At 36.4% G+C, this 26164-nt stretch carries 28 protein-coding genes, 1 tRNA gene and 1 pseudogene; 25 read left to right on the top strand and 5 right to left on the bottom strand.

Annotated features, from left to right (window positions below):
* Nucleotides 1–87: 87 nt before the first annotated feature.
* Entirely contained in the window at nucleotides 88–744 is a 657-nt protein-coding gene (locus tag BLW28_RS02080; RefSeq protein ID WP_073214681.1) for an FAD-binding oxidoreductase, read from the top strand.
* 25 nt (nucleotides 745–769) lie between these two features.
* Here the strand turns inward: BLW28_RS02080 and BLW28_RS02075 are convergent, their stop codons facing one another.
* Both BLW28_RS02075 and rbfA read right to left on the bottom strand, forming a co-directional pair.
* The gene (locus tag BLW28_RS02075) at nucleotides 770–1975 is read right to left on the bottom strand and encodes an ABC transporter permease (RefSeq protein WP_073214678.1); all 1206 of its coding nucleotides are present in this window, start codon (nucleotides 1973–1975) and stop codon (nucleotides 770–772) included.
* Between the two features lies 1 nt (nucleotide 1976).
* Nucleotides 1977–2372, bottom strand: a complete 396-nt coding sequence (gene rbfA / locus BLW28_RS02070; RefSeq protein ID WP_073214674.1) for a 30S ribosome-binding factor RbfA — start codon at nucleotides 2370–2372, stop codon at nucleotides 1977–1979.
* A 138-nt stretch (nucleotides 2373–2510) separates the two neighbouring features.
* On the opposite strand from rbfA, the gene mce reads away from it, so the two are divergent.
* From mce to BLW28_RS02055, 3 genes are all read left to right on the top strand, one after another.
* Nucleotides 2511–2918, top strand: a complete 408-nt coding sequence (gene mce / locus BLW28_RS02065; protein ID WP_073214671.1) for a methylmalonyl-CoA epimerase — start codon at nucleotides 2511–2513, stop codon at nucleotides 2916–2918.
* Nucleotides 2919–3088: 170 nt separating this feature from the next.
* Nucleotides 3089–3162 (top strand) — tRNA-Ile (locus tag BLW28_RS02060).
* 307 nt (nucleotides 3163–3469) lie between these two features.
* Complete coding sequence (locus BLW28_RS02055; RefSeq protein ID WP_073214668.1) at nucleotides 3470–3649, top strand: hypothetical protein; 180 nt, start codon at nucleotides 3470–3472, stop codon at nucleotides 3647–3649.
* Here BLW28_RS02055 and BLW28_RS02050 read toward each other — a convergent pair.
* A complete protein-coding gene (locus tag BLW28_RS02050) occupies nucleotides 3630–4217 on the bottom strand; it encodes a riboflavin synthase (protein ID WP_073214665.1) in 588 nt (195 codons plus the stop codon). The two genes, BLW28_RS02055 and BLW28_RS02050, sit on opposite strands and share 20 nt — an antisense overlap.
* Before the next feature lie 53 nt (nucleotides 4218–4270).
* Here BLW28_RS02050 and pdxA point away from each other — a divergent pair, with 53 nt between their 5' ends.
* From pdxA to BLW28_RS02005, 9 genes are all read left to right on the top strand, one after another.
* A complete protein-coding gene (gene pdxA / locus BLW28_RS02045) occupies nucleotides 4271–5335 on the top strand; it encodes a 4-hydroxythreonine-4-phosphate dehydrogenase PdxA (protein WP_073214662.1) in 1065 nt (354 codons plus the stop codon).
* 79 nt (nucleotides 5336–5414) lie between these two features.
* A complete protein-coding gene (locus tag BLW28_RS02040; RefSeq protein WP_073214660.1) occupies nucleotides 5415–5957 on the top strand; it encodes a YceD family protein in 543 nt (180 codons plus the stop codon).
* 9 nt (nucleotides 5958–5966) lie between these two features.
* The gene (gene rpmF, locus BLW28_RS02035) at nucleotides 5967–6164 is read left to right on the top strand and encodes a 50S ribosomal protein L32 (protein WP_073214657.1); all 198 of its coding nucleotides are present in this window, start codon (nucleotides 5967–5969) and stop codon (nucleotides 6162–6164) included.
* A 167-nt stretch (nucleotides 6165–6331) separates the two neighbouring features.
* A complete protein-coding gene (locus tag BLW28_RS02030) occupies nucleotides 6332–7330 on the top strand; it encodes a beta-ketoacyl-ACP synthase III (protein WP_073214653.1) in 999 nt (332 codons plus the stop codon).
* Nucleotides 7331–7365: 35 nt separating this feature from the next.
* The gene (accB, locus tag BLW28_RS02025) at nucleotides 7366–7854 is read left to right on the top strand and encodes an acetyl-CoA carboxylase biotin carboxyl carrier protein (RefSeq protein ID WP_073214650.1); all 489 of its coding nucleotides are present in this window, start codon (nucleotides 7366–7368) and stop codon (nucleotides 7852–7854) included.
* Between the two features lie 78 nt (nucleotides 7855–7932).
* Nucleotides 7933–9288, top strand: a complete 1356-nt coding sequence (gene accC / locus BLW28_RS02020) for an acetyl-CoA carboxylase biotin carboxylase subunit (RefSeq protein WP_073214647.1) — start codon at nucleotides 7933–7935, stop codon at nucleotides 9286–9288.
* Nucleotides 9289–9454: 166 nt separating this feature from the next.
* A complete protein-coding gene (locus tag BLW28_RS02015) occupies nucleotides 9455–10588 on the top strand; it encodes an NAD(P)/FAD-dependent oxidoreductase (protein WP_073214644.1) in 1134 nt (377 codons plus the stop codon).
* 73 nt (nucleotides 10589–10661) lie between these two features.
* Nucleotides 10662–11372 (top strand): monofunctional biosynthetic peptidoglycan transglycosylase, encoded by a 711-nt coding sequence (mtgA, locus tag BLW28_RS02010; RefSeq protein WP_073214642.1) that lies wholly within the window; start codon nucleotides 10662–10664, stop codon nucleotides 11370–11372.
* Nucleotides 11372–11830 carry a hypothetical protein gene (locus BLW28_RS02005; protein ID WP_073214639.1) on the top strand — a complete coding sequence of 153 codons (459 nt, stop codon included), beginning with the start codon at nucleotides 11372–11374 and terminating at the stop codon, nucleotides 11828–11830. Before mtgA ends, BLW28_RS02005 begins: the two co-directional genes overlap by 1 nt.
* 5 nt (nucleotides 11831–11835) lie before the next feature.
* Here the strand turns inward: BLW28_RS02005 and BLW28_RS02000 are convergent, their stop codons facing one another.
* On the bottom strand, nucleotides 11836–14076 hold the full coding sequence (locus BLW28_RS02000; protein WP_073214635.1) for an FUSC family protein: 2241 nt from the start codon (nucleotides 14074–14076) through the stop codon (nucleotides 11836–11838).
* A 130-nt stretch (nucleotides 14077–14206) separates the two neighbouring features.
* On the bottom strand, nucleotides 14207–15664 hold the full coding sequence (gene cls / locus BLW28_RS01995) for a cardiolipin synthase (RefSeq protein WP_073214631.1): 1458 nt from the start codon (nucleotides 15662–15664) through the stop codon (nucleotides 14207–14209).
* Nucleotides 15665–15831: 167 nt separating this feature from the next.
* Here cls and BLW28_RS01990 point away from each other — a divergent pair, with 167 nt between their 5' ends.
* The 12 genes and pseudogenes from BLW28_RS01990 to BLW28_RS01935 all read left to right on the top strand — a co-directional run.
* The gene (locus tag BLW28_RS01990) at nucleotides 15832–16956 is read left to right on the top strand and encodes a DUF2891 domain-containing protein (protein WP_083540652.1); all 1125 of its coding nucleotides are present in this window, start codon (nucleotides 15832–15834) and stop codon (nucleotides 16954–16956) included.
* Between the two features lie 445 nt (nucleotides 16957–17401).
* Nucleotides 17402–17731, top strand: coding sequence for a HesB/IscA family protein (locus tag BLW28_RS01985; RefSeq protein WP_073214628.1), 330 nt, complete (start codon nucleotides 17402–17404; stop codon nucleotides 17729–17731).
* Nucleotides 17732–17768: 37 nt separating this feature from the next.
* Nucleotides 17769–19214, top strand: a complete 1446-nt coding sequence (gene sufB / locus BLW28_RS01980; RefSeq protein WP_073214625.1) for a Fe-S cluster assembly protein SufB — start codon at nucleotides 17769–17771, stop codon at nucleotides 19212–19214.
* A 28-nt stretch (nucleotides 19215–19242) separates the two neighbouring features.
* Nucleotides 19243–19641, top strand: coding sequence for a hypothetical protein (locus BLW28_RS01975; protein WP_073214623.1), 399 nt, complete (start codon nucleotides 19243–19245; stop codon nucleotides 19639–19641).
* Between the two features lie 8 nt (nucleotides 19642–19649).
* Nucleotides 19650–20399 carry a Fe-S cluster assembly ATPase SufC gene (sufC, locus tag BLW28_RS01970; protein ID WP_073214620.1) on the top strand — a complete coding sequence of 250 codons (750 nt, stop codon included), beginning with the start codon at nucleotides 19650–19652 and terminating at the stop codon, nucleotides 20397–20399.
* Between the two features lie 209 nt (nucleotides 20400–20608).
* A complete protein-coding gene (gene sufD / locus BLW28_RS01965) occupies nucleotides 20609–21922 on the top strand; it encodes a Fe-S cluster assembly protein SufD (RefSeq protein WP_073214617.1) in 1314 nt (437 codons plus the stop codon).
* Nucleotides 21923–22031: 109 nt separating this feature from the next.
* Nucleotides 22032–23249, top strand: coding sequence for an aminotransferase class V-fold PLP-dependent enzyme (locus tag BLW28_RS01960; protein ID WP_073214613.1), 1218 nt, complete (start codon nucleotides 22032–22034; stop codon nucleotides 23247–23249).
* A gap of 116 nt (nucleotides 23250–23365) precedes the next feature.
* Nucleotides 23366–23791 carry a SufE family protein gene (locus BLW28_RS01955; RefSeq protein WP_073214610.1) on the top strand — a complete coding sequence of 142 codons (426 nt, stop codon included), beginning with the start codon at nucleotides 23366–23368 and terminating at the stop codon, nucleotides 23789–23791.
* 4 nt (nucleotides 23792–23795) lie between these two features.
* Nucleotides 23796–24119 carry an iron-sulfur cluster assembly protein gene (locus tag BLW28_RS01950; protein WP_073214606.1) on the top strand — a complete coding sequence of 108 codons (324 nt, stop codon included), beginning with the start codon at nucleotides 23796–23798 and terminating at the stop codon, nucleotides 24117–24119.
* A gap of 112 nt (nucleotides 24120–24231) precedes the next feature.
* Nucleotides 24232–24738, top strand: coding sequence for a DUF2480 family protein (locus tag BLW28_RS01945; RefSeq protein WP_073214603.1), 507 nt, complete (start codon nucleotides 24232–24234; stop codon nucleotides 24736–24738).
* A 104-nt stretch (nucleotides 24739–24842) separates the two neighbouring features.
* Nucleotides 24843–25772: a DUF3078 domain-containing protein gene (locus tag BLW28_RS01940; RefSeq protein ID WP_092842525.1), complete on the top strand. Its 930-nt coding sequence runs from the start codon at nucleotides 24843–24845 to the stop codon at nucleotides 25770–25772.
* Nucleotides 25773–25894: 122 nt separating this feature from the next.
* Nucleotides 25895–26164, top strand: a pseudogene (locus BLW28_RS01935) (IS982 family transposase); the annotation flags it as partial.

The following is a 26164-nucleotide window of genomic DNA, read 5'->3' as shown; positions in this document are numbered from 1 at the left end:
GTGAGTAAGGAATTTTTATAAGCAGTCTACCTAAACACGTGGTTTATCTTAAAAATCATTTCTACCTTTATACCTTAAATTAAGGCAATGCAGAGATTAAAAATAATCAACACCCATTATATTACGCACGATGTAAAGCGTTTTGTGCTCGAAAAGCCAGAAGGTTTTGAATATTCACCAGGACAATCGGCAAGTATTTCATTAGACCTTCCAGGTTGGGAAAATAAGGTACGCGCCTATACATTTACTTCCCTTCAACATTGGGATCATTTGGAGTTTATCATTAAAATATACGAAGATAATAATAGTGTGACTTCGCAATTGGCTAATCTAAAAGTAGGAGCAGAGCTTTTACTTCACGATGTTTTTGGCACCATTAAGTACAAAGGCCCTGGAGTGTTTATTGCTGGCGGAACTGGAATTACACCTTTTATTGCAATCTTTAGAGCACTTTTTGAAAGTGAAAATATGCGAAAGGTTGCGTTATTGTATTCCAACAAAACCACAGATGATATCATTCTACACGATGATTTGATGAAAATGTTGGGCCCAGCTTATAAAAATGTATTTACCAAGGAAGGCCTGATTGGGTTTCGTGAACGTAGAATTGATCGTAAATTTTTAATCGAAAACATTGGTCATTTCGAGCATCGATTTTATGTGTGCGGCCCGAAAAAATTCACAGAAGAAATTTGTGAAGCTTTGGTGAGTCTAGGTGCAAAACCCGAATCGTTGATTATCTAATAACTAGCGGCAGAAGAACAAGGGCTTAAGCAATCAATTTTTCCCGAACTCTACTCGCAGCAATCCACGATGCGATAATTCCTAAAAAACCTATGGTTCCAAAAACCAGAAATAGGTTTATAGGCTTTAGTTTTACGGGATAAGGCATGGTACTCGTTATGCTAACAAACCCATACCTAAGTTGCAGCCATACAGCGATAACTCCGAGAAAAATACCAAGCAAACCTCCTAAAACAGTCATTAAGGTTCCTTGCAGGAAAAATATACGGCGAATTTCCACCAAGGAAGCTCCCATATTATATAGGGTTTTAATGTTTTTCTGTTTGTCCAAAATCATCATAATTATAGAACCAACTACATTGAAAAGCGCAATAATCAAAACAAGTGTGAAGATTAAGTAAACCGCAATATTCTCCGTATTCAACATCTTATAAAGTGCGTCGTTTTGCTGAATGCGGTTCTTTATTACGATTTCTTGAGAAAATATCTTTTTAATTTCTTCACGCACTTCTTTTTCCGCAGTATCTGGCATTAATTTTATTTCAACAGAAGAAACTTTAGAATCTTCGAGAGAGAGTAAGTTTCTAGCGAAATCGATATCGGTAAAAGCGTATTTTCCGTCCAATTCCTCATTAACTTGATACACGCCAGAAGCCACTACTTTTTCCTTATTGAAGGCCTGAGAAGGATCTAATGCGCTTATTTGTCCTTTTCCGGGTTTTGGGACGTAAATTTCCAGAAGTTCAGAGTAATCACGAACGCCCATAGAAAGTTTCGAAACAATTGAATATCCTACTACAACTTCGTGTTCGTTAGGCACCAACCAATCGCCGTAAAAGATAATGCTATCAAGCTGAGTAACTTTTCCATAAACTGAATCTACTCCTTTTATATAAGCAATATGGTTTTTTCCTTTATAATGAAGAAAAATTCGCTCCTCGATTATTTCAGAAAATGCTTCAATACCTTTTATAGATTTCAGCTGTTGTTTTTGGGCTTCAGAAAATTCAATTGTTTTTCCGCTTTCGGGAAGAATTTTTAAATCACTATCAAAAACCGTGGTAAATTGAAGGCTAAAATCTTTCAACCCCGAAAACCCCGAAAGCACGATAAATAACGAAAAAGCTCCAACCACCACTCCAATCGCCGCAATACCAGTAATAATGTTGATGGCATTGTTACTGCTCTTTGAGAACAGATAGCGCTTGGCGATGTAGAGCGAAAAATTCAAACTACGATTTTTTGCGTTTTGGAAGCAAATCTGGGTTTTTTAACGGGTCGTCTGTACCTTTTACAGCTTTGTCTATCTTGTCCATATATTCCAACGAATCGTCGTTATAAAAGCTCAAGTCAGGCATTTTTCGAAGCTGATTTTTAGTAAGCTGCGCAATTTGGTGCTTGATATTCGGCTTCACTTTGTTTAGTTCGCTCACTATAGCTTGGGCTTTATCGGCGGGAAAAATACTCACATAGACCTTCGCGATTGAAAGGTCTGTAGTTACCGTCACCTTACTTACTGAGATTATAATTCCCATTTGCCCTGCTTCACGAAGCATATTTTGGAGCACGTTTGCCAAGTCGCTTTGCAAAACGCTGGCAATTTTCTTTTGTCTGTTACTTTCTTCCATACTGCAAAAATAGAACATTATACCATACCGATAGACAATAGAACCTTATGTAAGTTGAAATACAATAGGATTAAGTTTGTATTTTTGAAAATAATTCAAGAACCTTAAATAAATAATTCCCGTATGCTCGGGCACGTTATGAAAAAAATTGAACACATTGGTATAGCAGTAAAGAGTATTTTAGAAGCAAATAAAATATATGAAGCCTTACTTGGCGTTGCACCATATAAGAGTGAAAAGGTCGAAAGTGAAGGGGTTGAAACTTCATTTTTTAAATGTGGAGAAAGTAAAATTGAACTACTAGAAGCTACAAATCCGGATAGTCCAATTGCAAAATTTATTGAAAAACGGGGAGAGGGCATCCATCATATTGCTTTCGCTGTAGAAAATATTGAATCGGAAATGGCTAGACTTCAAAAAGAAGGATTTGTTTTATTAAATGAAAAACCTAAGAAAGGTGCTGATAACAAGCTTGTTGCGTTCTTACATCCTAAGTCTGCAAATGGTGTTTTAGTAGAGCTTTGCCAAGAAATTCATAATAATTGAAAATTGTTTTGTGGTAACTATAAAGTGTTTTACCTTTGCAATCCTTTTTTTTATCACTTTGCTTGATATTTAAAAGGAATATTTGAAATAATCTAATTAGCACTCCGTTAGACGACGGAAACTATTTAAAATAGTTTTTTGCAAATAGTTAGATGAATGAAAATTTAAATGGTCCCATAGCTCAGCTGGTTAGAGCACCTGACTCATAATCAGGGGGTCGATGGTTCGAGCCCATCTGGGACCACTTTTTTGAAGATAAAATTTGAGTTTTCAACAAAAAAATTTTAATGTGACGGTCATTTTTTTAATGAAGTAAAAGAGTTTCAATAAGATACACTCGAAACATCAAATAGCAAAGAGTGTTGATATTGTTGAAAAGTAATAGAACTATTCTTATGCTAAAATGAGTTAAATTAGTTCTAAATAAAGATTTTTTAAGAAAAAAATCGATTTTTCCATTTGATAACAGGAAAAAAATGTTAATTTAGTCGCCTAAAGTGTTCACAAGTCACTAATAATTAAATATGGTATTATTTATTTATAATTTTATTATGCTGGGTCTGCAGAGTCCATCAGGATCTACACCTCCGCCGCCAGCGCGTCCAGGAAATACTGTAAATGGTCCGCAATTACCTATAGATGATAATATTTGGGTTTTAATTGCGATTGGTGTTATTGTTGGTATTTATTTTATTTATACCCGAAACCGCGCTATAAATAAGGCTTCATAAGGTTTTTTACATATTTTCCGATTATATCAAATTCTAAATTTACCCAATCTCCTATTTTTATTTCCTTAAAATTTGTATGCTCATACGTGTAAGGAATTATTGCAACACTAAATTCATTTTCTTTAGAGTTTACCACTGTTAAGCTAACTCCATTTACCGTAATTGAACCTTTTTCCACAGTACTAAATTCCAAATTGTTATATTTAAATGTAAAAATCCAACTTCCGTTGGCATCCTGAATATTACTACAAGTGGCCACGCCGTCAACATGTCCTTGAACAATATGACCATCAAGTCTATCTCCCAGTTTCATAGCACGTTCTAAATTTACCAACGATCCTTTTTTTAAACTTTTCAAATTCGTTTTATCCAAAGTTTCTTTAATAGCTGTTACTATATAAGCTCCGTCTTTAATATTTACTACTGTTAAACAAACCCCATTGTGTGAAACACTTTGGTCTATTTTCAGTTCTTGAGCCATTTGGTTCTTCACTTCAATATGAAGATTTTCGTCTTTCTGCGTAAGTTGGCTTATTTCACCAACGGTTTCAATAATTCCTGTAAACATTGTAGCATTTAATTACATTTGCAAAGCAAAAGTAACAATTAAAAAACCCAAACATGAGTAAGGAAGATAAAATAGTTGTAGGCATTTCTGTTGGTGATATAAATGGGATTGGGGGAGAAATCATCCTTAAAACATTTGAAGATTCGCGAATGCTTGAGTTTTGTACGCCTGTGGTTTTTGCATCTGTAAGATTAATGTCTTTTTATAAAAAACACTTAGGCCTCGATGTTAATTTTCACGGAATTGATAAACTAGAAGACATTGTTCCTAAACGAGTTAATATTTTGAATGTTTGGAAAGAACAAGTGGAAGTTAATTTTGGAGAGGAAAACCAAACTGGAGGCGAATATGCTATTAAATCTTTAAAGAAGGCTGTTTCGGCCTTAAAAGATGAAAAGATAGATGTACTTGTTACAGCACCAATAAACAAGTCGAATGTACAGTCAGAAAGTTTTAACTTCCCGGGACACACAGATTATTTGGCTCAAGAACTTGAAGGCGATAGCTTAATGCTAATGATATCTGAAGAGTTACGTGTTGGGCTTATAACCGATCATGTTGCTATAAAAGATATAGTTAAGTCTATAACTCGAGATCGAATCGATAAAAAAATCAATACAATTTATCACAGCTTAGTTGAAGATTTTGGATTAAATAAACCGAAAATTGCTGTATTAGGAATCAATCCTCATACAGGAGACAACGGCGTTATTGGTTCTGAAGACGATACTATTTTACGACCTGCTTTAGATAATATTCGGAAAAATGGCAAAATGGTTTTTGGTCCTTATGCTGCCGATAGTTTTTTTGGGTCTGGAAATTATAAAAATTTTGATGCTATAATCGCTTCTTATCACGATCAAGGATTAATACCATTTAAAACATTGGCTTTCGGAAAAGGTGTAAATTACACGGCAGGCCTTAACCGGATTAGAACATCACCAGATCACGGTACAGCCTTTGATCTTGCTGGAAAAAATGAAGCCCACTTCGAGTCATTTCGCGAGGCTGTATTTAGTGCCATTTCTATATATGAAAGACGGGAGGAGTACAAAAAACTTTCTAAAAATCCACTTAAAATAGGACGAAAAAAGGCTTATCCAAAAAAGAAATCATAAAACTAATTTGCTATTAGATAATTTTTTTATCTTTGCACCCGCCTTATTCGTAAGGCGAGTGTAATAAAGAGGTGTGAAAATGAAGGAATTGAAAGAATTTACAATCCCGTTTAGGGGGCTGAAATTAGGAAAACACCAGTTTGAATTTGAATTGAACAACGCGTTCTTTGAGCATTTTGAGTATGATGAATTTAATGGCGCTGCTATTAAACTCGATGTACTGCTGGAAAAAATGAGTACGTTGATGGAGTTTACTTTAGATTTTAACGGCACAGTAAATGTTGCCTGCGATTTAAGCAATGAACTCTATGATCAGCCCATTTCAGGATCCTATCAGTTTGTAGTTAAATTTGGCGAAGAGTTTAATGACGAAAATGAAGATTTACTTATTCTGCCTCACGGGAGTTATGAAGTAAATATACAGCAATACATTTTTGAATCTATCGTTTTGGCCTTGCCATTACGAAGAGTTCATCCAGGAGTTACCGATGGCACATTAAAAAGCGACATACTTGATAAACTTGAAGAATTGAGTCCAGAAGCCGATTTTGAACAAGAGGATGAGGACACAAATACAGATCCCAGATGGGATTCATTAAAAAAACTATTAACGGATAAATAAAAAATAGCAATGGCACATCCTAAGAGAAAAATCTCGAAAACAAGAAGGGATAAAAGAAGAACCCACTATAAGGCTACAGCTCCAACTCTTGGAATTGACCCTACAACTGGCGAGTCGCATCTTTACCACAGAGCACATTGGCACGAAGGCAAAATGTACTACAGAGGTCAAGTTGTAATTGACGCAACTGAGGAGGTAGAAGCCTAATCATTTCAAATTTTCATGAAAAATGCCCCCTTTTTCGAGGGGCTTTTTTGTTTTTTAACTTTGTCAAAAATTAAAATCAATTTATTTTTTAGCGGGTTTTGGGTAAAATTTCGTAATTTCATCCCTTTTAAACAAATTTAATTTTTTTGTGAATTTTAATTCAGCTTATGAATAACATCACGGCAGCCATTACCGCTGTAGGTGGATATGTTCCAGACTACGTTCTTACCAACGACATACTGGAAACCATGGTCGATACAAACGATGAATGGATAACCGCCCGTACGGGAATTAAAGAACGGAGAATACTAAAAGACAAGGACAAAGGCACCTCCTATCTAGCTATTCAAGCCGCTAAAGACTTACTCGAAAAAAGCAATACAGACCCGGCAGATATCGATATGGTGATTATGGCTACTGCCACACCAGACATGCCAGTTGCCGCAACAGGTGTTTATGTTGCTACTCAAATCGGTGCTGTTAACGCATTCTCATTCGATCTTGTAGCTGCCTGTTCTAGCTTTCTATTTGGAATATCAACAGCGGCTCGCTATATAGAATCTGGAAAATACAAAAAAGTATTGCTAATTGGAGCAGACAAAATGTCCTCCATCATAGATTATACAGACAGAGCAACTTGCATTATCTTTGGAGATGGAGCAGGTGCCGTACTTTTTGAACCAAACTCAGAAGGTTTGGGTGTGCAAGACGAATACCTTCGTACAGATGGAGGTGGAAGACCGTTTTTGAAAATTGATGCCGGAGGTTCTTTACTTCCAGCTTCTCACGAAACAGTTGAAAACAAACAACATTTCGTTTTTCAAGAAGGTAAAACAGTGTTTAAATTCGCCGTTTCCAACATGGCCGATGTATGTGAAAAAGTAATGTTGCGAAATGAGTTAACAGGAGAGGATGTTAATTGGCTCGTTCCTCACCAAGCAAACAAACGAATTATTGATGCAGCAGCCAATAGGATGAATTTACCTCCAGAAAAAGTAATGCTTAATATTCATAAATATGGCAATACAACGTCGGCTACCCTACCACTGTGTTTGTCCGATTATGAAAAGCAATTAAAAAAAGGAGATAACCTAATTTTTGCTTCCTTTGGAGGAGGCTTTACCTGGGGCGCCGTTTATTTGAAATGGGCCTATGATTCAAAATAATTTATAACCAACGCAAAAGATTAAACTCTCTCAATATGGATTTAAAAGACATTCAAAATTTAATCAAGTTTGTGGCAAAAAGCGGTGCCAGTGAAGTAAAACTTGAAACAGAAGACATTAAGATTACCATAAAAACAGGATCTGACGAAGGTAAAGGGGAAACTACTTACATTCAACAAATACCAACAATGGCAGCGCAACCCCAAATGCCTGTTCAACAACAAGCAGCTGCAGCCGCTCCTCCTGTTCAACAAGAGGCAAAAGCCGAAGATGCTAATTCAAAATATGTGACAATTAAATCACCTATCATTGGAACTTTTTACAGAAAACCAGCTCCAGATAAAGATGTTTTTGTTGAAGTTGGCGATACCATAAAACAAGGAGATGTGCTTTGCGTTATTGAAGCAATGAAACTTTTTAACGAAATTGAAAGTGAAATCTCTGGAAAAATCGTAAAGGTATTGGTAGATGATTCATCTCCAGTAGAATTTGACCAACCATTATTTTTGGTAGACCCATCGTAGTATAAACTCCAAATATCAAATAACAAATTCTATATTTTTAGCAATTTGTTATTTGCTATTTGTTATTTGAGAAAAGTTATGTTCAAAAAAATATTGATTGCTAATAGGGGCGAAATTGCGTTGCGAATTATTCGAACCTGTCGTGAGATGGGCATTAAGTCCGTAGCTGTTTATTCTACGGCCGACGAAGAAAGTTTACACGTTCGTTTTGCAGATGAAGCTGTTTGTATTGGTCCAGCACAAAGTAACTTGAGTTATCTCAAAATGTCCAATATAATTGCCGCTGCAGAAATTACGAATGCAGACGCTATTCACCCAGGATACGGATTTCTTTCAGAAAACTCGAAATTCTCGAAGATTTGTCAGGAACACAATATAAAATTTATTGGAGCTTCTCCTGAAATGATAGACCGAATGGGCGACAAAGCTTCGGCTAAGGCAACCATGAAAGCAGCAGGAGTACCAACGGTTCCAGGAAGTGATGGTCTTATTGAGTCGTTTGAGCAATGCGAAAAAATTGCAGCTGAAATAGGCTATCCTGTAATGTTAAAAGCTACCGCAGGTGGTGGTGGTAAAGGAATGCGTGAGGTTTGGAAGAAAGAAGATCTTCGAAAAGCTTGGGATAGTGCTCGACAAGAAGCCGCTGCAGCATTTGGAAACGACGGTATGTATATGGAAAAACTCATTGAAGAGCCACGCCATATCGAAATACAAATAGTGGGCGATAGTACAGGTAGAGCCTGTCATTTAAGTGAACGAGATTGTTCAATCCAACGCCGCCATCAAAAACTTACCGAAGAAACGCCAAGTCCGTTTATGACGAAAAAACTGCGTACAGAAATGGGTAATGCAGCGGTAAAGGCAGCAGAGTATATAAAGTATGAAGGTGCAGGAACCATAGAATTTTTGGTAGATAAACACCGAAATTTCTACTTTATGGAAATGAACACACGAATTCAAGTAGAACACCCAATTACCGAACAAGTAATTGACTACGATTTAATACGCGAACAAATATTGGTTGCAGCAGGAATCCCTATTTCTGGTAAAAACTATACCCCAAACCTTCACTCTATTGAATGTAGAATTAATGCCGAAGATCCGTATAACGATTTTCGTCCATCTCCAGGAAAAATCACAGTGCTTCACGCACCAGGAGGTCACGGAGTGCGCTTAGACACACACGTTTATGCAGGTTATACAATTGTGCCGTATTACGATTCTATGATAGCCAAGCTTATTACAACCGCTCAAACAAGAGAGGAGGCCATTAACAAAATGAAGCGTGCTTTAGATGAATTTGTAATTGAAGGAATTAAAACAACAATTCCATTTCATCGTCAATTAATGGATCATCCAGATTATATCGCAGGAAATTATACCACCGCCTTTATGAATACTTTTAAAATGAAAGATCCAGAGGAGATGGAGTAAAAAACTAGTACAATACCACGTCGTTGAACACGACAAAGTGTAAAGAACACTAAATTCTGAAGTTAATTTGCTTTGAATTTAGTGTTTTTTTATGTCCAAAAATTCTATTTTATCAAAGTTGCGTGCATTGGTTTCCTAAGTATATTTGCTATTAAATTTAGATTGAATGAACTTCAGTTTTTGGGAAAATAGAACGTGGCTTGCCAACATCGACTTCGCTGTAATAGGAAGCGGTATTGTTGGTTTGAACTGTGCTTTATCGCTTCGAAAACGACATCCTAAAAGTAAAATTGTAGTATTTGAACGAGGCCTGCTTCCTAGTGGCGCAAGCACAAAAAACGCTGGATTTGCCTGTTATGGAAGTATTTCAGAAATTTTAGATGACTTAAATAGCCATTCTGAAGCAGAAGTCGTGCAGTTAGTTAAAGATCGAGTATCTGGGTTACAACTACTGCGAACCACCTTGGGCGACGAACAGCTCGACTATCGTGAATACGGTGGGTATGAGCTTTTTACTACTAAGGATCAAGGTTTATACGAAAACTGTAAATCGAAAATAGCTTATGTAAATCAATTGCTGAAACCTATTTTCAACCAAGACATTTTTTCTGAAAATGAAAACCATTTCAGTTTTAAAAACATTCAACCAAAATTGATTTTCAGCAAATTTGAAGGACAGATAGACACAGGAAAAATGATGCTTGGCCTTATTAAAAAAGCGTCAAACGAGAATATTCAGATTTTGAATTCGTGTGAAATAAGCAATATTTCAGATAATGGAAATGCTGTTTCACTTCAAATTAATTCATTCCGCCACAGCGGACAGGCGAAAGAAATTTCGGTTAAAAAAGTTTTTATAGCGACTAACGGTTTCGCAAAGCAATTTTTAAAAGAAGATGTAACCCCTGCTCGGGCTCAGGTTTTGGTTACAAAGCCCATTGAAAACTTAAAGATAAAGGGCACTTTTCATCTCGATAAAGGGTTTTATTATTTTAGAAATATCGAGAACAGAATACTTTTTGGCGGTGGAAGAAATCTGGACTTCAACACAGAAGAAACTACTGAAATGGACTTGACGGAATTAATTCAGAACAAATTAGAGGAATTACTCAAAACAGTAATTTTACCTAATCAACCTTTCGAAGTTGAGCAACGTTGGAGCGGAATTATGGGCATCGGAAAAACCAAAAAACCAATTGTAAAGGCAATTTCAAAAAATGTTTTTTGTGGTGTAAGGCTAGGAGGGATGGGCGTTGCCATTGGAAGCTCTATTGGGAAACAACTTTCAGAACTCACATAACTTGGTGCCCTCCGTGCGGCTGTGGTTATTTCTTACCACAATGGCACAGTGAACACTGAGCAATATAGAATTTATGATAAAAAAACTACTCAAATTTATATTCAAGTTTTTCCTTTGGTTTATGGGGTTGACCGTGCTTTGGGTGTTGGTCTATAAATTTGTGCCAGTACCATACACAGCTTTAATGGCGATTCGTTCAATTGAAGGAGATTCAAAATATGAAACACGCCACGATTGGATTCCTATTGAAGAAATTTCCCAAAATCTGCAGCTCGCAGTTATCTGTTCCGAAGATCAATCATTCTTAAGCCACAATGGTTTTGATCGAAAGGCAATAGAGAAAGCCTTGGAAAGCAATCAAAAAGGAAAAAAACTAAGAGGCGGTAGTACTATTTCTCAACAAACAGCAAAAAATGTTTTTTTATGGCCACAAAGAACATGGTTGAGGAAAGGTTTGGAAGCATATTTCACACTTTTAATTGAAACGCTCTGGAGTAAGGAGCGAATTTTGGAAGTTTATTTAAATAGTATCGAAATGGGAAATGGTGTATTTGGCGCCGAAGCTGCATCGCAATATTGGTTTAAGAAACCAGCACGAAACCTATCGTCTCAAAATGCTGCTGCCATTGCCGCTATTTTGCCAAGTCCGCAACGTTATAGCGCAAATCCACCAGGGCCTTACGTGGCACGGCGAACGCAATGGATTATGAAACAAATGCGTTATTATGGCCCATTCACTTTAAAAAAGCAAGATGCTAACGAAACTAAAAAGAAAAAGAAATAATGACTGCGATAGAGCTTAAAACCCAACTATTAGAACACTGTCAGAAACAAGTTGATTTGCGTTATTCTAAAATAAAGCAAACCATTGCAGATATTGAAGAATCGCTTTTGGAAGAATCTAAAAGCAGTAGTGGCGATAAGCATGAAACAGGGCGTGCTATGCTCCAGATAGATCGTGAAAACGCAGGAAAACAATTACTGGAAATAGAAAAGTTAGCCCAACTTCTCAAAAAAATTGATGTTAAGTCTACGTCAGATTACGCACGGTTGGGAAGTCTTGTTTATACAGATAAATTCAAGTATTTTATTAGTATTTCTGTGGGTGCAATTTCAGTAGAAAACAAAGATTTTCTCTGTGTAGCTTTAAATTCGCCCGTGGGTTTATTGCTTTCAGGAAAGAAAAAGGATGAAACTTTTGTTCTTAATGGGAATAGTTATAAAATCACCAAAGTTGTTTAATCATCTTATTCAAAATCTATTTTTCGAAGGAGCTTCGGCATTTTTTCACTCATAGCCAATAACCATTTTAATTGTTCACGGACTAAATGAGCTTCTTCAACTTTTACGAGGAAATCTTCAGACTGTGGCTGGGTTTTTTCTTCTTCAGAAAGATATAAAGACCTTCCGAAAGTGGAATCAAAAATATTCTCAATATCCTGATTTTCGATAACTGAATCGGCTGGAATTTGTTTTTCCAAAATTGCTTCAGCAGTCTGTAAGTTGTCGATAATTCGTGTCGCTACCTTGTTAAAATTATCTGATGCTGGCGTTGTAGGGTGATTCAGAATATATGTACTTAACGACGCCAAGGACGATAAAAAAGTATGGTTTAAAACTGCAATTTCATATACTTTATCAAGGCTCTTTTGTTGCGATTTCGGTTCCTGCGTCATTCGTTGAAATGCTGAACTTAAATCAGACATCGCCAAAAACGATTTTTTTCGTGCAACTTTATAATGAGCAGAAACCTGCCCTTTTTTATTGTAGTAACCAATTATTTCTTCTAAATAAACGCGGTGCGCCTTAATGGTTTCTAATAAAGTATTTTGAATTCCTTGCACTTCCCACGCCGGCCAGAGCAATAAGTTTCCTAAAGTAGCGAGTCCCGCACCAATTATAGTATCTAAAACTCGATATTGAATTACACTAAAAATATCTGGTTGTAGAAGAGCATATATAAAAACGACAAACAGCGTAACAAAGGTGGCAGCAGCCTTAAAATTTCGCTGAATCATAGAAAAAGCGATTACGAGCGAAACTATTGCTAAAATAGCATAGATAGTTGTGTTTTGTGTTATAAGTACAATTCCAACAGCTAGAACGGCACCAATCAAGGTGCCAATGGTTCGTTGCCTGGATCGCGTTTTTGTAAGCCCGAATGTAGGCCTCATTATAACGATTAGCGTTAGTAAAATCCAATACGGATTTTGTACTGAAAATAAAATTCCTGCGCCAAAACCAATCATCGTAACAACTCCAAGTCGGAGTGAATGTTTGAAAATAGGAGATCGAAGTGTAAAATTTTCTACTAAAGTTTCGAGGTCGTAGTTTTGCTTGGTTAAGAATTTTCGAGAATCTTTTCTATTAATTGATGAAATTTCCTGGCGTGCTGGGTTTTTCAACAACCATTCTATTTTTTCTATTTTGTTTGCTTGTTTGTTTTGATACTTCAGAAGGTTTCTAAGCATTAACCAGTTTTCGTTAAACTTATCGGCAGTATCTGAGTTTAACTCTTCAATACCGTCATGGATACTTTTCAAGCAACGATCAATTTCTTGGCTACGTTGAAGTTTTTTAGGAGTTGAAAGGTTATCGGAAACTGCAATTAATTGGTCGCTCATTGCAAAAAGCAATTTTTGAAAATCGGCTAATTTCCCTGGTTTCTTTTCGAAGAGTTTATCAGTTTTGGAATAATCGACTGGGTTGGCCATTGCCAATTCTAGCATATCAATCAACTGAGCAAAAATGAGAACACGCTTGCCTTCATAATCAGATTTTCCAGAGCCCGTTCGGCTCGAAATTAAAATGTCCCTAAGTGTTTCGTGAGTTTCGGTTAATTCAATTTGAACAGTGAGCAGCTTTTTAAGTAATTCACTTCTATTGTTTTTTTCAGCTACTAATTGCCCGCGAATTCGTAAATATTCTGCGGTTAACTTCAGTGTTTTTGAAAGATAAAATTCTGTTGGTCCTTTTGGGAAAATGTAATGCCAAGTTATTGCCAATAAAGCATACCAAATTCCCCCAACTCCAATAAGCAAAACGCTTTTGTACGTTTCCATTTCCGCTGCGACATTCGAGAAGCTAAGTACCAAGGCGAAAAGTCCAGAAAAACTAATAAGCGAGGCACGGAAGCCATAAATAGAAATATATGAAATCCCGAACATCAAAATTCCTAGAACTGGAATCAATAACCATAGTGAAATATGCAGGAATGCACCTATAAAACTTACAATCATCGCCAATAATGTGGCGAGTAAAATACCTGTTATTTTGTGCCTAATACTTCCGCTTACATCACTTGGAGACGCCAACATGGCCCCTACTGTAATAGTGATTCCTATTTGAAGCGCCCCCAGTTTCAACCCTACGATAATGGGTATTGTAAGCGCGATTCCTAAGAGAATTGCCTTAGAAAAATCAGTGCTTTTAAAGAAATCCGATAAATCTTTAAACGAGGTTGCTATGATGTTTTTCGTAACTTTCAAAAAGGTAGATTATAATTGCGCAAAGATATCGAGTGCGTTCCCTAAGTCCGTTAATCTTTTCAGAAAAGTATTTTAGTTTTTCTGATTAAAAAAACCGGAAAAAATAGTCGTTTTTTATAGTAAGTCAGCTTTACATCAACGGAGAAAGCAATCCGGCTATTTTTTCTAAGAGTTGAATTCTGGTAGGTCGGGCTTTCCATTTTTGTGGGTCTATTTTTGTGGCGAATTTTAAATCGTCATAAAAAGCTTGTCGAAGTTCATTAGCAATTTCGTCATCATAAACAATGGCATTAATCTCAAAATTCAGATCGAAACTTCGAATATCCATATTGGCTGTTCCTACAATTGCTAATTGCTGATCGACCACCATAGTTTTAGCGTGAATAAATCCTTTTTGATAGCAATAAATTTCGGCGCCAGCTTTTAATAACCGGCCGTAGTATGATCGAGCTGCAAAATCTACCAATCTGGAATCCGAAACCCCAGGAACCAATATTTTTATTTTCGTACCACTAAAAGCGGCTAGCTTTAAACTCGATAACAAGCTTTCACCCGGAATAAAATAAGGCGTTGTTATAAGAATTTCTTCCTTAGCTAAGTTTATACATTGCATTAAGGTCTGCTTTATTAATGGCGTATCAGAATCTGGACCGCTGGCAGCCATTTGAACTATTTTATTAGCTTTTGTTGTTGGAATAATATCTTCTGGAAAAAAATTATTGTCAGGAATTAAACGTGTGCCAGAGCAATAATTCCAATCGCCCATAAAAACATATTGCAGCGTTCGCACGGCAGGACCTTGGATCATTAAATGGGTGTCGCGCCAATACAGCTTGTTTTTTTCTTCGGAAGAATTAATATACTTATCGCTAACATTGATGCCACCTACAAACCCTACAATTCCGTCAATTACTATTATTTTTCTGTGATTTCGATAATTAAGTCTATTGGCAAGACTAATAAGTTTTATTTTATAAAACGGAAATGCTTCAACACCTCCCGCCTTTAATCTCGCTACCTGTTTTTTGCGAATTTCCCTACTTCCAAAATCGTCGTAGATAAATCGCACTTTTACGCCTTCTTGCGCCTTTTCTATGAGAAGATCGATAAATTGACATCCAATTATATCTGCATTAAAAATATAATATTCAACGTGAATGTGATTTTTAGCATCTTTTAACGCTTCAAAAACTTTTGGAAATTTCTTCTCTCCATTTAGTAAAAGTTTCACTTCATTATTACTCGAAATAGGACTTAAAGTTTGGTTAAGAATAAGCAATGCTAGTTTTCGGTAGCTTTTAAGCGATTCTATTCCAGTTGAAAAAATAGTGTCGGAATCCTTCAGAATTTGTTTTTGTATTTCATTCTTCTGGTCTAAATCATCAAAAATCTTTTTACTGTAAATTTTTCGCTTTCTATAATTAATACCTACAGAAAAGTAGATAATGATGCCAATAAATGGTAGAAACACAACAGCCAAAAGATACGCAAGCGTTTTGGTGGTGCTTTGTGTGTCGTAAATTACACGAACACAAACAGCAATAACCAATAGCATGTAAAGTATTTCAAAAAGTAGAATCCAGTTCATCTAATATTGGCTTAGAGCTTTGGTGTAAATTTAAAGTTTTAAAATACACTATTTTAATTTTTTGAAGTATTGTAAGTCCATAATTCCAACTTTTTAAGGTGTCAATAAAATACTTTAAACGTATGCTATAAACTACATTTTCATATATTTATAATAACTTTGACTTTATGAAAAACTACTCCCTTCTTCTTGTAACAACTATTATTATGTTTGGTTGTGACTACAATTCGGCTAAAATTTCAGAAACTGCTACAAATTCTGAAGTTGCAATAAAAACCTTCGCAGCTCCCGAATTTACTTTGGCTGAAGCGAATAAACTCATTGAGTTGCCATTGCATTGCGTAAATACGCCATATCCATACAAGCCAGGAGAAACATTAGAAAGCAAAGCAGATTTGGTAGAGCCAGTTTTGGTTCATCCTATTTTTTACGGTTGTTTTGACTGGCATAGCGCTGTACACGGATATTGGTCAATGGTAACGCTTTTGCAACAATTTCCAGCAATGAATAGGGCAGACGAAGTGCGTACTATTCTGAAGGAAAAGATTACTGCTGAAAATGTAGCAATTGAAGTGGCGTTTTTCGAAAAACCAATCAATAAGTCGTTTGAGCGAACTTATGGCTGGGCTTGGCTTTTGAAACTATCCGAAACGCTTCATAATTGGGACGACCCAATGGCGAATGAATTGGAGCAAAACCTAAAGCCTTTGGCAGATATTATGGTGTTGCGCTACAAAGAATTTCTTCCAAAGTTGAATTACCCAATCCGAGTAGGCGAACACGCAAACACAGCTTTCGGACTAACTATGGCGTACGATTATGCCAAAACAATGGGCGATACCGAACTTAAATTACTAATAGAAAACCGTGCAAGAAATTTTTATTCTAAAGATGAAAATTGTCCGATAGGATGGGAGCCTGGTGGTTACGATTTTCTTTCGCCTTGTTTAGAAGAAATAGATATAATGAGACGCGTACTTTCTGCAGAAGAATTTCAAAATTGGTTGAATACCTTTTTTCCCGAATTGGCTGAAAATACATATCATTTAAAAGTTGGAGAAGTAAGCGATCGTACCGACGGAAAACTTGTGCATCTAGATGGTTTAAACTTTAGTAGGGCTTGGGTTTTTTATGGTTTGGCGAAGCAGTTTCCAAAATATAAACATCTTGAAAACCTCGCAAACGAGCACCTTGCTTATTCATATCCAAACCTAGTGGGCGATAGTTACGAAGGCGGCCACTGGCTTGGAAGTTTTGCTATTTATGCTTTAAATTCGTTACACGATAAATAGCTACTTGATATTATGTTGCTCAACTTTAGCAAACAACACAAAGCCTTAAAAGGCAAGGGTTTTTAACTCAGCAGGGAGACCCCACAGGTCTCAAAGACCTGTGGGGTCTGGGCTTATAATTAGCTATTAAACACTAAATCACGCAACCTTAGTACACAACACTTAACTTAAAAGGACAAGAGGTATTTAACGCAGCAGGAAAAGCTGACGGATCTTTTAGTCCTGAAAAAAATCAAGCTTTTCGATCTATTCTCAAAATCTACGAATAACTTCATTAACTATTATTCTAGAAAATCTAAGTAATTACGCTACACCCCCACGCTTCTCTAAGGTAATTTTTGTATCATCTAAAGCTATTCAACGATAGTTTTAAAGTTGATTGTCTATGTGGTTAAAAGTTCTATTTGATGTATATTTGTAGCCTAATTTAGAATTAGTCTATATTATGATAAAAGTAAGTGAAGGCGCAAAATCACGTATTTCTCAGCTAATGGCGGAGAGCGGTTTCGAAATTTCTCAGGATTTTGTTAGAGTAGGAGTCAAGAGCGGTGGATGTTCTGGCCTCAGCTATGAACTTAATTTTGATAAAGAATTGAAGGAAGATGACAAAGTGTTTGAAGATCTTGGCGTTAAAATCGCTGTAGACAAAAAGAGTTTCTTGTATTTGGTAGGCACCACCTTAGAATACAGTGGAGGCCTCAACGGAAAAGGCTTTGTGTTCTCAAATCCGAACGCCAACCGAACTTGTGGTTGTGGAGAATCTTTTTCACTTTAAAAATGTAGCATTTTAATATCCAATTTAGAAAAGAATTATGAAATATACAGAAGACGATTTAAAGAAAGAATTGGAAACCAAGGAATACGAGTATGGTTTCTTTACCGATATAGAATCCGATACCTTTCCTGTGGGCTTGGATGAAGACGTGGTGCGAGCCATTTCTAAACGAAAGGAAGAACCCGAATGGATGACCGAATGGCGTTTAGAAGCATTCCGATATTGGCAAACCATGGAGGAACCAGAATGGGCAAATGTGAATTACGAAAAGCCAGATTTTCAAAGCATTTCGTATTATTCAGCACCTACAAATAAACCAAAATACGGTAGCCTTGACGAAGTAGATCCAGAATTATTGGATACTTTCAAAAAACTTGGAATCTCAATTGAAGAGCAAAAAAGACTGACTGGCGTTGCAGTAGATGTTGTAATTGACTCTGTGTCGGTAGCAACATCATTTAAGAAAAGCTTGAATGAAATGGGCATCATTTTCTGTTCAATTTCTGAAGCCATTAAAGAGCATCCAGAATTGGTTAAAAAATACATAGGAACAGTTGTACCACCACGCGATAATTTCTACGCGGCCTTAAACAGTGCTGTTTTTAGTGATGGTTCGTTCTGCTACATTCCAAAAGGCGTGCGTTGCCCAATGGAACTCTCTACTTACTTCCGAATAAATCAAGGAGGAACAGGACAATTTGAAAGAACACTTCTTATTGCCGATGAAGGAAGTTATGTGAGTTACCTTGAAGGATGTACTGCCCCTAGCCGTGATGAAAACCAATTGCACGCAGCAGTTGTTGAATTAATCGCAATGGACGATGCCGAAATAAAATATTCTACCGTTCAAAACTGGTATCCTGGTAATAAAGAAGGTAAAGGCGGTGTTTTTAACTTCGTTACTAAAAGAGGAATTTGCGAAAAGAACGCTAAAATATCTTGGACACAAGTAGAAACTGGAAGTGCTGTAACTTGGAAGTATCCAAGCTGTATTCTAAAAGGCGATAATTCTATTGGCGAATTTTATTCTGTAGCTGTTACAAACAATTTTCAGCAAGCCGATACAGGAACAAAGATGATCCACGTTGGTAAAAACACAAGAAGTACTATTATTTCTAAAGGAATTTCTGCTGGAAACTCACAAAACAGCTACCGTGGTTTGGTGAAAATAATGCCAGGTGCAGATAAAGCTCGAAATTTCTCAGAGTGCGATTCATTGCTAATGGGTAATAAATGTGGCGCACACACCTTCCCGTATATCGAAGTGAAGAATAAAACGGCAATGGTGGAGCACGAAGCAACCACCAGTAAAATTGGCGAAGACCAGATATTTTATTGTAACCAACGAGGTATTAGTACCGAAAAAGCAATTGCACTTATTGTAAATGGTTTCAGTAAAGATGTTTTAAATAAACTTCCAATGGAATTTGCGGTAGAAGCCCAAAAACTATTAGAAATTAGTCTAGAAGGAAGCGTTGGTTAAATCGGAAATCCAAAATTATTTTACAACAATGAAAAGAATACTGTTATTATTAATGTTTAGCACCTTGCTTTATTCGTGCAATAACACTAAAACAGAAAACGAAGCACTTCAAACTGAAAATACTGAAGCTCCAAAAGCTACAGTCAAGACGTATGAAGGAGAATTTATTTACACTCCGGAAGCGGCTGTTTTTAAAGGAAATTCATTCGTGTATGGAGTCCAGATAAATGACAAAGCAAAAGACCTAGCCGAAAAAGTAGCAGCTGTTAAAAAAGGGGAATTTGATATGGTTCCTGTTGTCGTTCGTGGAGAGGTAACGCCAAAACCAGAAGGAACTGATGGTTGGGACGAAATTATCACAATAACTGAAATAATAAACGTCAGTGAAACTTCCACAAAAGCTGACGTCGAATTGAAAGCAAACTAAAGTTAATTATGTTAGAAATTAAAAATTTATACGCCGGTTTGGATGGGAAAGACATTCTACAAGGCATCGACTTAAAAGTAAATGCAGGTGAAGTACACGCCATAATGGGACCGAATGGTTCTGGGAAAAGCACCTTGGCATCTGTTATTGCTGGAAAAGATGAATATGAAGTTACACAAGGCGAAATTCTCTTTGAAAATAATTCAATTGTTGATTTAGACCCTGAAGAAAGAGCTCATAAAGGCGTTTTCTTGTCGTTTCAATATCCAGTGGAAATTCCAGGAGTTTCAGTGACCAACTTTATAAAAACTGCAATCAATGAAACCCGAAAGGCTCAGAAGCTAGGTGATATGCCTGCAGCTGAAATGTTGAAATTGATCAAGGAAAAAGCAGACATGCTCGAAATTGATCGTAAGTTTCTTTCAAGATCTTTAAACGAAGGTTTCTCTGGAGGTGAAAAGAAACGAAACGAAATTTTCCAACTAGCAATGTTGAATCCTAAATTGGCAATTCTTGATGAAACAGATTCTGGATTAGATATTGATGCTCTTAAAGTAGTATCTAACGGAGTCAATAAAATAAGAAATAAAGACAACGCCATTGTTCTAATTACGCACTATCAGCGATTGTTAGACCACATTGTACCTGATTTTGTTCACGTATTGATGAATGGAAGAATTGTAAAATCCGGAACCAAAGAACTTGCTTACGAGCTTGAAGAAAAAGGTTACGACTGGATTAAAGAAGAATTGGTTTAGGAAAATGTTTTCTGGTTTCTCGTTTAGTGTTTGTAGTTAAATCGGTTTAAACGCTAACTACCACTCAAATTTGAAAAACGAGATGTAAAATTCAGACATTTTTAAGCGGAAGAAGGGTCGCAGTTTAATCGTACCCAATTAAATTAGAATGACTTTAAAGGTAACAAGTTCAAAACTTGAAACCTGAAACTTTAAACAAGAAACTCATCATGAGCTTTAAAGATAAATTACTTACATCATACATTGCCCTTGAGGATTACCTAGAATTTGATTCGCCTATTCACGATGTGCGAAACAAGGCTATAAAAATTTTCGAGGAAAAAGGGTTCCCAACCAAGAAGGAGGAAGCTTGGAAATATACATCGCTCAACAAGCTGTTAAAACAGGATTACAGCATTATTTCCAACAAGGAAAATAATGTAGAATGGAAAAAAGTACGCCCCTATTTTCTTCACGAAATAGACACATACAAGATTGTTTTTATAGATGGCGTTTACAGTTCTTTTCTGTCTGAAACCACACACGACGACGTAGATGTGTGTTTAATGTCTGCAGCACTTACCAAGAGCAAGTTTAAGCCCGTAATTGAAACATATTTTAATAAAATTGCTAAAAAAGACGGTATAACTTCGCTTAATACAGCGTTCACAAAGGACGGAGCATATATTAATATTCCTGCCCATAAAGAAGTTCAAAAACCTATTGAGATAATCAATTTCTCGACTGGGAGTGAAGCAGCTATGTTCCTTCAGCCTCGAAACCTTATCGTAGTTGGTGAAAACGCACACGTTCAAATCATCGAGCGCCATCAAAGTCTTTCGGAAAATAAAGTATTGACAAATTCTGTAACCGAAATTTTTGCTGAAAAGCGCGCTTACGTAGACTACTACAAAATCCAGAACGACACCGATACTTCTTCGTTGATAGACAATACTTATATTTCACAAGAACATCAAAGTATTTGTCACGTGCACACTTTCGCATTTGGAGGAGATTTGGTTCGAAATAACTTGAATTTCTATCAAAAAGGAGAGCGCTGCGATTCCACATTAAAAGGGGTTACTATTTTAGAAGGAAATCAGCACGTAGACCACAATACGTTGGTGCATCATACAGCACCAAATTGTGAAAGTCACCAAGATTACAAAGGTATTTTTGCAGAAAGTTCTACGGGAGTTTTTAATGGAAAAATATTGGTGGACAAAATTGCGCAGAAGATTGATGCGTTTCAGCAGAACAACAACATTCTAATTGATGACAAAGCTACAATCAACGCAAAACCACAATTAGAGATTTTTGCAGATGACGTAAAGTGTTCTCACGGGTGTACTATCGGGCAGTTTGACGAGGACGCACTCTTTTATCTACGCAGCCGAGGAATTGGTGTAAAAGAAAGTCAAGCACTTTTAATGTACGCTTTCGCAAATACCGTTTTGGAAAGTGTAAAAATTCCAGAGCTTAAAATGCGAATCAACAAATTGATTGCCAATAAAATTGGAGTGAGTTTGGGGTTTGAGCTGTAAAAGGCCACCACGAATTCACGAATAATAAAGATTTGCGAACCTATCCGTGCGGCAGGTGGGTTCGTGGTAAAACATTAAATGAGTAAAACAAATTCATTAAACTTCTCAAATGTCTTTCAACATCCAAAAAATACGCAATGATTTTCCAATCCTTTCTCGAAAGGTAAATGGGTATCCATTGGTGTATTTGGACAATGCTGCGACATTACAAAAACCACAACTGGTAATAGATGCCATCGTTGATTATTACAGTAATTACAATGCAAATATTCATCGCGGTGTGCACACGCTGTCGCAAGAAGCAACAGATGCTTATGAGGCTGCAAGGCAAAAAATTCAAAAGCATTTTAACGCGAAAGAATCTCACGAAATACTTTTTACACCAGGAACTACCTACGGAATAAACCTAGTGGCACACGTTTTTACAAGCGAACTTAAAAAGGGAGATGAAATCATTGTTTCAGCAATGGAACATCATTCCAATATAGTTCCGTGGCAAATGCTATGCGAACGCACGGGTGCGATTTTAAAAGTGATTCCGATGAATGAAGAAGGCGCATTGATTTTTTCTGAATACGAAAAGCTGCTTTCTGAAAAAACGAAATTGGTCTTTGTAAACCACATTTCAAACGCATTAGGAACTATAAATCCAATTGCGAAAATCATTGAATACGCCCATAAAGTAAATGCCGCCGTTCTTATTGACGGAGCACAATCTTGTTCGCATATAAAACCAAATTTTCAAGAGTTGGATGTCGACTTTTACGTTACCTCTGCGCATAAAATGTGTGGCCCAACAGGAATCGGAATTCTATATATGAAAGAAGAATGGGGCAACAAACTTCCGCCTTACCAAGGAGGTGGAGAAATGATAGATCAAGTAACCTTTGAAAAGACTACCTACGCGGGATTACCGTTTAAATTTGAAGCGGGAACGCCAAATATTTGTGGAGGAATCGCTTTTGGAGCTGCAATTGACTACTTAAATAATATCGGTTTTGATGCAATTGTGGCGCACGAGGATGAACTGCTTGAATATGCTACCAAAAAGTTGCTTGAAATCGAAGGACTTAGAATATACGGAACGGGTCCAGATAAAACTTCCGTAGTTTCATTCAATATTGAAGGAATTCACCCTTATGATATCGGAACCATTCTCGATAAACTTGGTGTAGCAGTTCGGACGGGGCATCACTGTGCACAGCCTATTATGGATTTTTATAAAATTCCTGGTACTGTGAGAGCTTCATTTGCCTTTTACAATACTTTGGAAGAAGTTGATATATTGGTTGAAGCTGTGAAAAAAGCTAAAATGATGTTGAGTTAGGTTGAGATGAATCTTATAGCAAGATTTTCGACGAACCAAGCTTCCTGCAAGGTTTTCAACTGACACAACTTCCTGCAAGGTTTTCAAAACCTTGTAGGTATTTTAAAATAAAATTTATGACAATAGAAGAAGTACAAGAGGAATTAGTAGACGAATTTTCAATGTTCGACGACTGGATGCAGCGATACGAATATATGATTGAGCTAGGTAAATCTCTTGATATTATTGATCCAAAATACAAAACCGATGACAGAATCATTAATGGCTGTCAAAGTAAAGTGTGGTTACATTCTGAATTAAACGACGGTAAAGTTATTTTTACTGCAGATAGCGATGCTATTATAACCAAAGGTATTGTGGCTATTTTAGTTCGTGTATTTTCAGGGCAAACTCCACAAGCTATCTTAAATTCGGACGCAAAATTTATTGACGAAATCGGTCTCAAAGAACATCTTTCCCCAACAAGGGCCAACGGATTGGTTTCGATGATTAAACAAATGAAACTGGATGCTATGGCATACCAAGCTAAACTTAATTCTTAATACAATGGAAGCAGAAATAAACATGGCCGAGCTAGGCGAAAAAATAGTAGAAGTAATAAAAACAATTTACGACCCAGAAATTCCTGTAGATATATACGAATTAGGGCTTATCTACGATGTTTTTATCAATGAAGACCAAGAGGTTAAAATACTTATGACGTTAACTTCACCTAACTGTCCTGTAGCAGAAAGTTTACCTTTAGAAGTTGAAGAAAAAGTAAAGACTTTAAAAGAAGTAAAAGATGCTGAGGTTGAAATTACCTTCGACCCACCGTGGGGGCAAGAATTGATGAGCGATGTTGCAAAACTTGAACTTGGAATGCTTTAATTCCCAAATAGTCCTGAAATACTTTTAAATTACTTACCAAAAACCAGTCTGTCAGATAATATTTGACAGACTGGAATAATAGATACTAAACTCATAATTTCACCTATTTACCGTGTCTGAAGAAATAATTAATCGCGTAGCGAACAGCAAATTGGTCACTTTCGATCTTGAGGATTTTTATCCAAAAGGAGAACGTATTCATTTCGATATTTCGGAATGGTTAATGGAAGGAATTGTACTGCGCGAAAAGGATTTTAGAGAGCAAGCCAACTCGCACGACTGGTCACGCTACTCTGGTTCTTATGTCGCACTTTATTGCAGTACCGACGCTATTGTTCCCGGATGGGCTTATATCCTTCTATCGCTTCATTTAGCCCCTTTTGCAGCCAAAGTAACGGTTGGAAGCTTAGAAGATTTAGAAAGTATTCTTTACACCGAAATCCTTCAAAATTTAGATTTTTCAGAATACGCAGATAAGCCAATTATCATTAAAGGCTGCAATCACAAGCCCATTCCTCAAAGTGCATACGTTCTCTTGGCACAAAAACTTCAGCCAATAGCAAAAAGCATTATGTATGGCGAAGCTTGCTCCTCGGTTCCTTTGTTCAAAAGGAAATAAATCTCTTTATCGGCTTTAGTAAATATTAACCAATTTTTGAAACTATTTTAGTGTTTCAATTAATTAATCGAGTTTATATTTGCAAAAAATTAAAATTATTAGAAATGATTAAAAAATTACTACTTCTTACAATTCTTATAGGAGCACCTTTCGTTCTTTCTGCACAAGATAAAAAGGTAAAAGACTCTATCGAAAACGGATGGAAAACTTCGGGAAATGTTTCATTGCTATTTAATCAAGCTGCTTTTAATCACGAATGGACAGGTGGTGGAACTTCCAACTATTCGGGAAATATTTCGTTAACGTACGATTTTAATTATCGTAAAGACAAAATAAGCTGGGATAACAGGTTTTTATTAGATTATGGTATTTCTAAAAACAAAGACGATAAATATTCGAAAAAAACCAACGACCGTTTGGAGCTTAACTCTATATTAGGTAGACAAATGAAAGAGTCGGAGTGGTACTACTCGTTATTCTTCAATTTTAAAACACAAATGGCCAAAGGATATGATTTTAATAAAGATCTTGACCAATCAGATCCTGCTTATCGTACAGAGAAAACACATTTTATGTCTCCAGGGTATCTTCAGTTTGGTCCAGGTTTACTGTGGAAGAAGAATGACAACCTTTATGTGAATATAGCACCGGCTACTGCTAAATTTATTTTTGTAGATGATAAATTTACTGCCGTAGATGAAAACATTCCAGGCGCGTTAGAAGCGTATAACAAAAAGAAATATTACGGAGTAGATGCAAACGAATCTATGCGTTTTGAACTAGGAGCCTCTATTTCTGGTTATGCCAAATTTAAAGTTATGGATAATGTTTCTGTAGAGAATATCCTGAATTTATATTCAAACTATTTGGACGAACCCAAAAACGTTGATATTGACTACACAATGAATTTAGTTATGAGTGTAAACAAATTTATTACAACAAACTTTACATTCCAAGCTATATATGACGACAACGCCGCAAATGGTTTCCAGATTCGTGAAGCTTTAGGAGTTGGGGTAACTTTCGCATTCTAAATTATAGACTACAAAAGGTTACTTGTTAATAACAGTAACCCGTTGTGCATTATGATTTAAAAGAAAAAAGTTGTCCATATTACTGATAATCAGTATCTTGTTTTAGCTATAAAACATTATATATGAACAACTTAAGTGCAAATTACGAAAGAATATTGGAAGTTTTAAGAAAAATATCAAAAGATCAACTTTTACCCTATCAAAGGCGTGAACCAAAGCTCTGTGACTTGGAACTGATAAGTTTGAGTTTAACGGCTGAGTTTATGGGCATAGATAGTGAAAACGATCTTTTCAGAAAGCTTCCCACAACAATTTCTTCAAAAATTGAGCGAAGTGTATATAACCGAAGAAGGCGTGGGTTGGCTGACCATATAGATGGCATTCGATTAAAG

It is taken from the genome of Aequorivita viscosa, assembly GCF_900106795.1.
In the GTDB taxonomy this organism is placed as follows: domain Bacteria; phylum Bacteroidota; class Bacteroidia; order Flavobacteriales; family Flavobacteriaceae; genus Aequorivita; species Aequorivita viscosa.
This window is presented reverse-complemented; position numbering and strand designations above follow the sequence as displayed.

Excerpts from the sequence above, each read along its gene's own strand:
- sufB (WP_073214625.1), top strand. The coding sequence starts at position 17,769 with ATGAAATATACAGAAGACGATTTAAAGAAAGAATTGGAAACCAAGGAA.
- BLW28_RS02040 (WP_073214660.1), top strand. The coding sequence starts at position 5,415 with ATGAAGGAATTGAAAGAATTTACAATCCCGTTTAGGGGGCTGAAATTA.
- BLW28_RS01960 (WP_073214613.1), top strand. The coding sequence starts at position 22,032 with ATGTCTTTCAACATCCAAAAAATACGCAATGATTTTCCAATCCTTTCT.
- rbfA (WP_073214674.1), bottom strand. The coding sequence starts at position 2,372 with ATGGAAGAAAGTAACAGACAAAAGAAAATTGCCAGCGTTTTGCAAAGC.
- BLW28_RS01940 (WP_092842525.1), top strand. The coding sequence starts at position 24,843 with ATGATTAAAAAATTACTACTTCTTACAATTCTTATAGGAGCACCTTTC.
- BLW28_RS01990 (WP_083540652.1), top strand. The coding sequence starts at position 15,832 with ATGAAAAACTACTCCCTTCTTCTTGTAACAACTATTATTATGTTTGGT.
- BLW28_RS02005 (WP_073214639.1), top strand. The coding sequence starts at position 11,372 with ATGACTGCGATAGAGCTTAAAACCCAACTATTAGAACACTGTCAGAAA.
- accC (WP_073214647.1), top strand. The coding sequence starts at position 7,933 with ATGTTCAAAAAAATATTGATTGCTAATAGGGGCGAAATTGCGTTGCGA.
- BLW28_RS01975 (WP_073214623.1), top strand. The coding sequence starts at position 19,243 with ATGAAAAGAATACTGTTATTATTAATGTTTAGCACCTTGCTTTATTCG.
- sufD (WP_073214617.1), top strand. The coding sequence starts at position 20,609 with ATGAGCTTTAAAGATAAATTACTTACATCATACATTGCCCTTGAGGAT.
- BLW28_RS02055 (WP_073214668.1), top strand. The coding sequence starts at position 3,470 with ATGCTGGGTCTGCAGAGTCCATCAGGATCTACACCTCCGCCGCCAGCG.
- rpmF (WP_073214657.1), top strand. The coding sequence starts at position 5,967 with ATGGCACATCCTAAGAGAAAAATCTCGAAAACAAGAAGGGATAAAAGA.
- cls (WP_073214631.1), bottom strand. The coding sequence starts at position 15,664 with ATGAACTGGATTCTACTTTTTGAAATACTTTACATGCTATTGGTTATT.
- sufC (WP_073214620.1), top strand. The coding sequence starts at position 19,650 with ATGTTAGAAATTAAAAATTTATACGCCGGTTTGGATGGGAAAGACATT.
- BLW28_RS02030 (WP_073214653.1), top strand. The coding sequence starts at position 6,332 with ATGAATAACATCACGGCAGCCATTACCGCTGTAGGTGGATATGTTCCA.
- pdxA (WP_073214662.1), top strand. The coding sequence starts at position 4,271 with ATGAGTAAGGAAGATAAAATAGTTGTAGGCATTTCTGTTGGTGATATA.
- BLW28_RS01955 (WP_073214610.1), top strand. The coding sequence starts at position 23,366 with ATGACAATAGAAGAAGTACAAGAGGAATTAGTAGACGAATTTTCAATG.
- BLW28_RS01950 (WP_073214606.1), top strand. The coding sequence starts at position 23,796 with ATGGAAGCAGAAATAAACATGGCCGAGCTAGGCGAAAAAATAGTAGAA.
- mtgA (WP_073214642.1), top strand. The coding sequence starts at position 10,662 with ATGATAAAAAAACTACTCAAATTTATATTCAAGTTTTTCCTTTGGTTT.
- accB (WP_073214650.1), top strand. The coding sequence starts at position 7,366 with ATGGATTTAAAAGACATTCAAAATTTAATCAAGTTTGTGGCAAAAAGC.
- BLW28_RS02015 (WP_073214644.1), top strand. The coding sequence starts at position 9,455 with ATGAACTTCAGTTTTTGGGAAAATAGAACGTGGCTTGCCAACATCGAC.
- BLW28_RS02050 (WP_073214665.1), bottom strand. The coding sequence starts at position 4,217 with ATGTTTACAGGAATTATTGAAACCGTTGGTGAAATAAGCCAACTTACG.
- BLW28_RS01985 (WP_073214628.1), top strand. The coding sequence starts at position 17,402 with ATGATAAAAGTAAGTGAAGGCGCAAAATCACGTATTTCTCAGCTAATG.
- mce (WP_073214671.1), top strand. The coding sequence starts at position 2,511 with ATGAAAAAAATTGAACACATTGGTATAGCAGTAAAGAGTATTTTAGAA.
- BLW28_RS02080 (WP_073214681.1), top strand. The coding sequence starts at position 88 with ATGCAGAGATTAAAAATAATCAACACCCATTATATTACGCACGATGTA.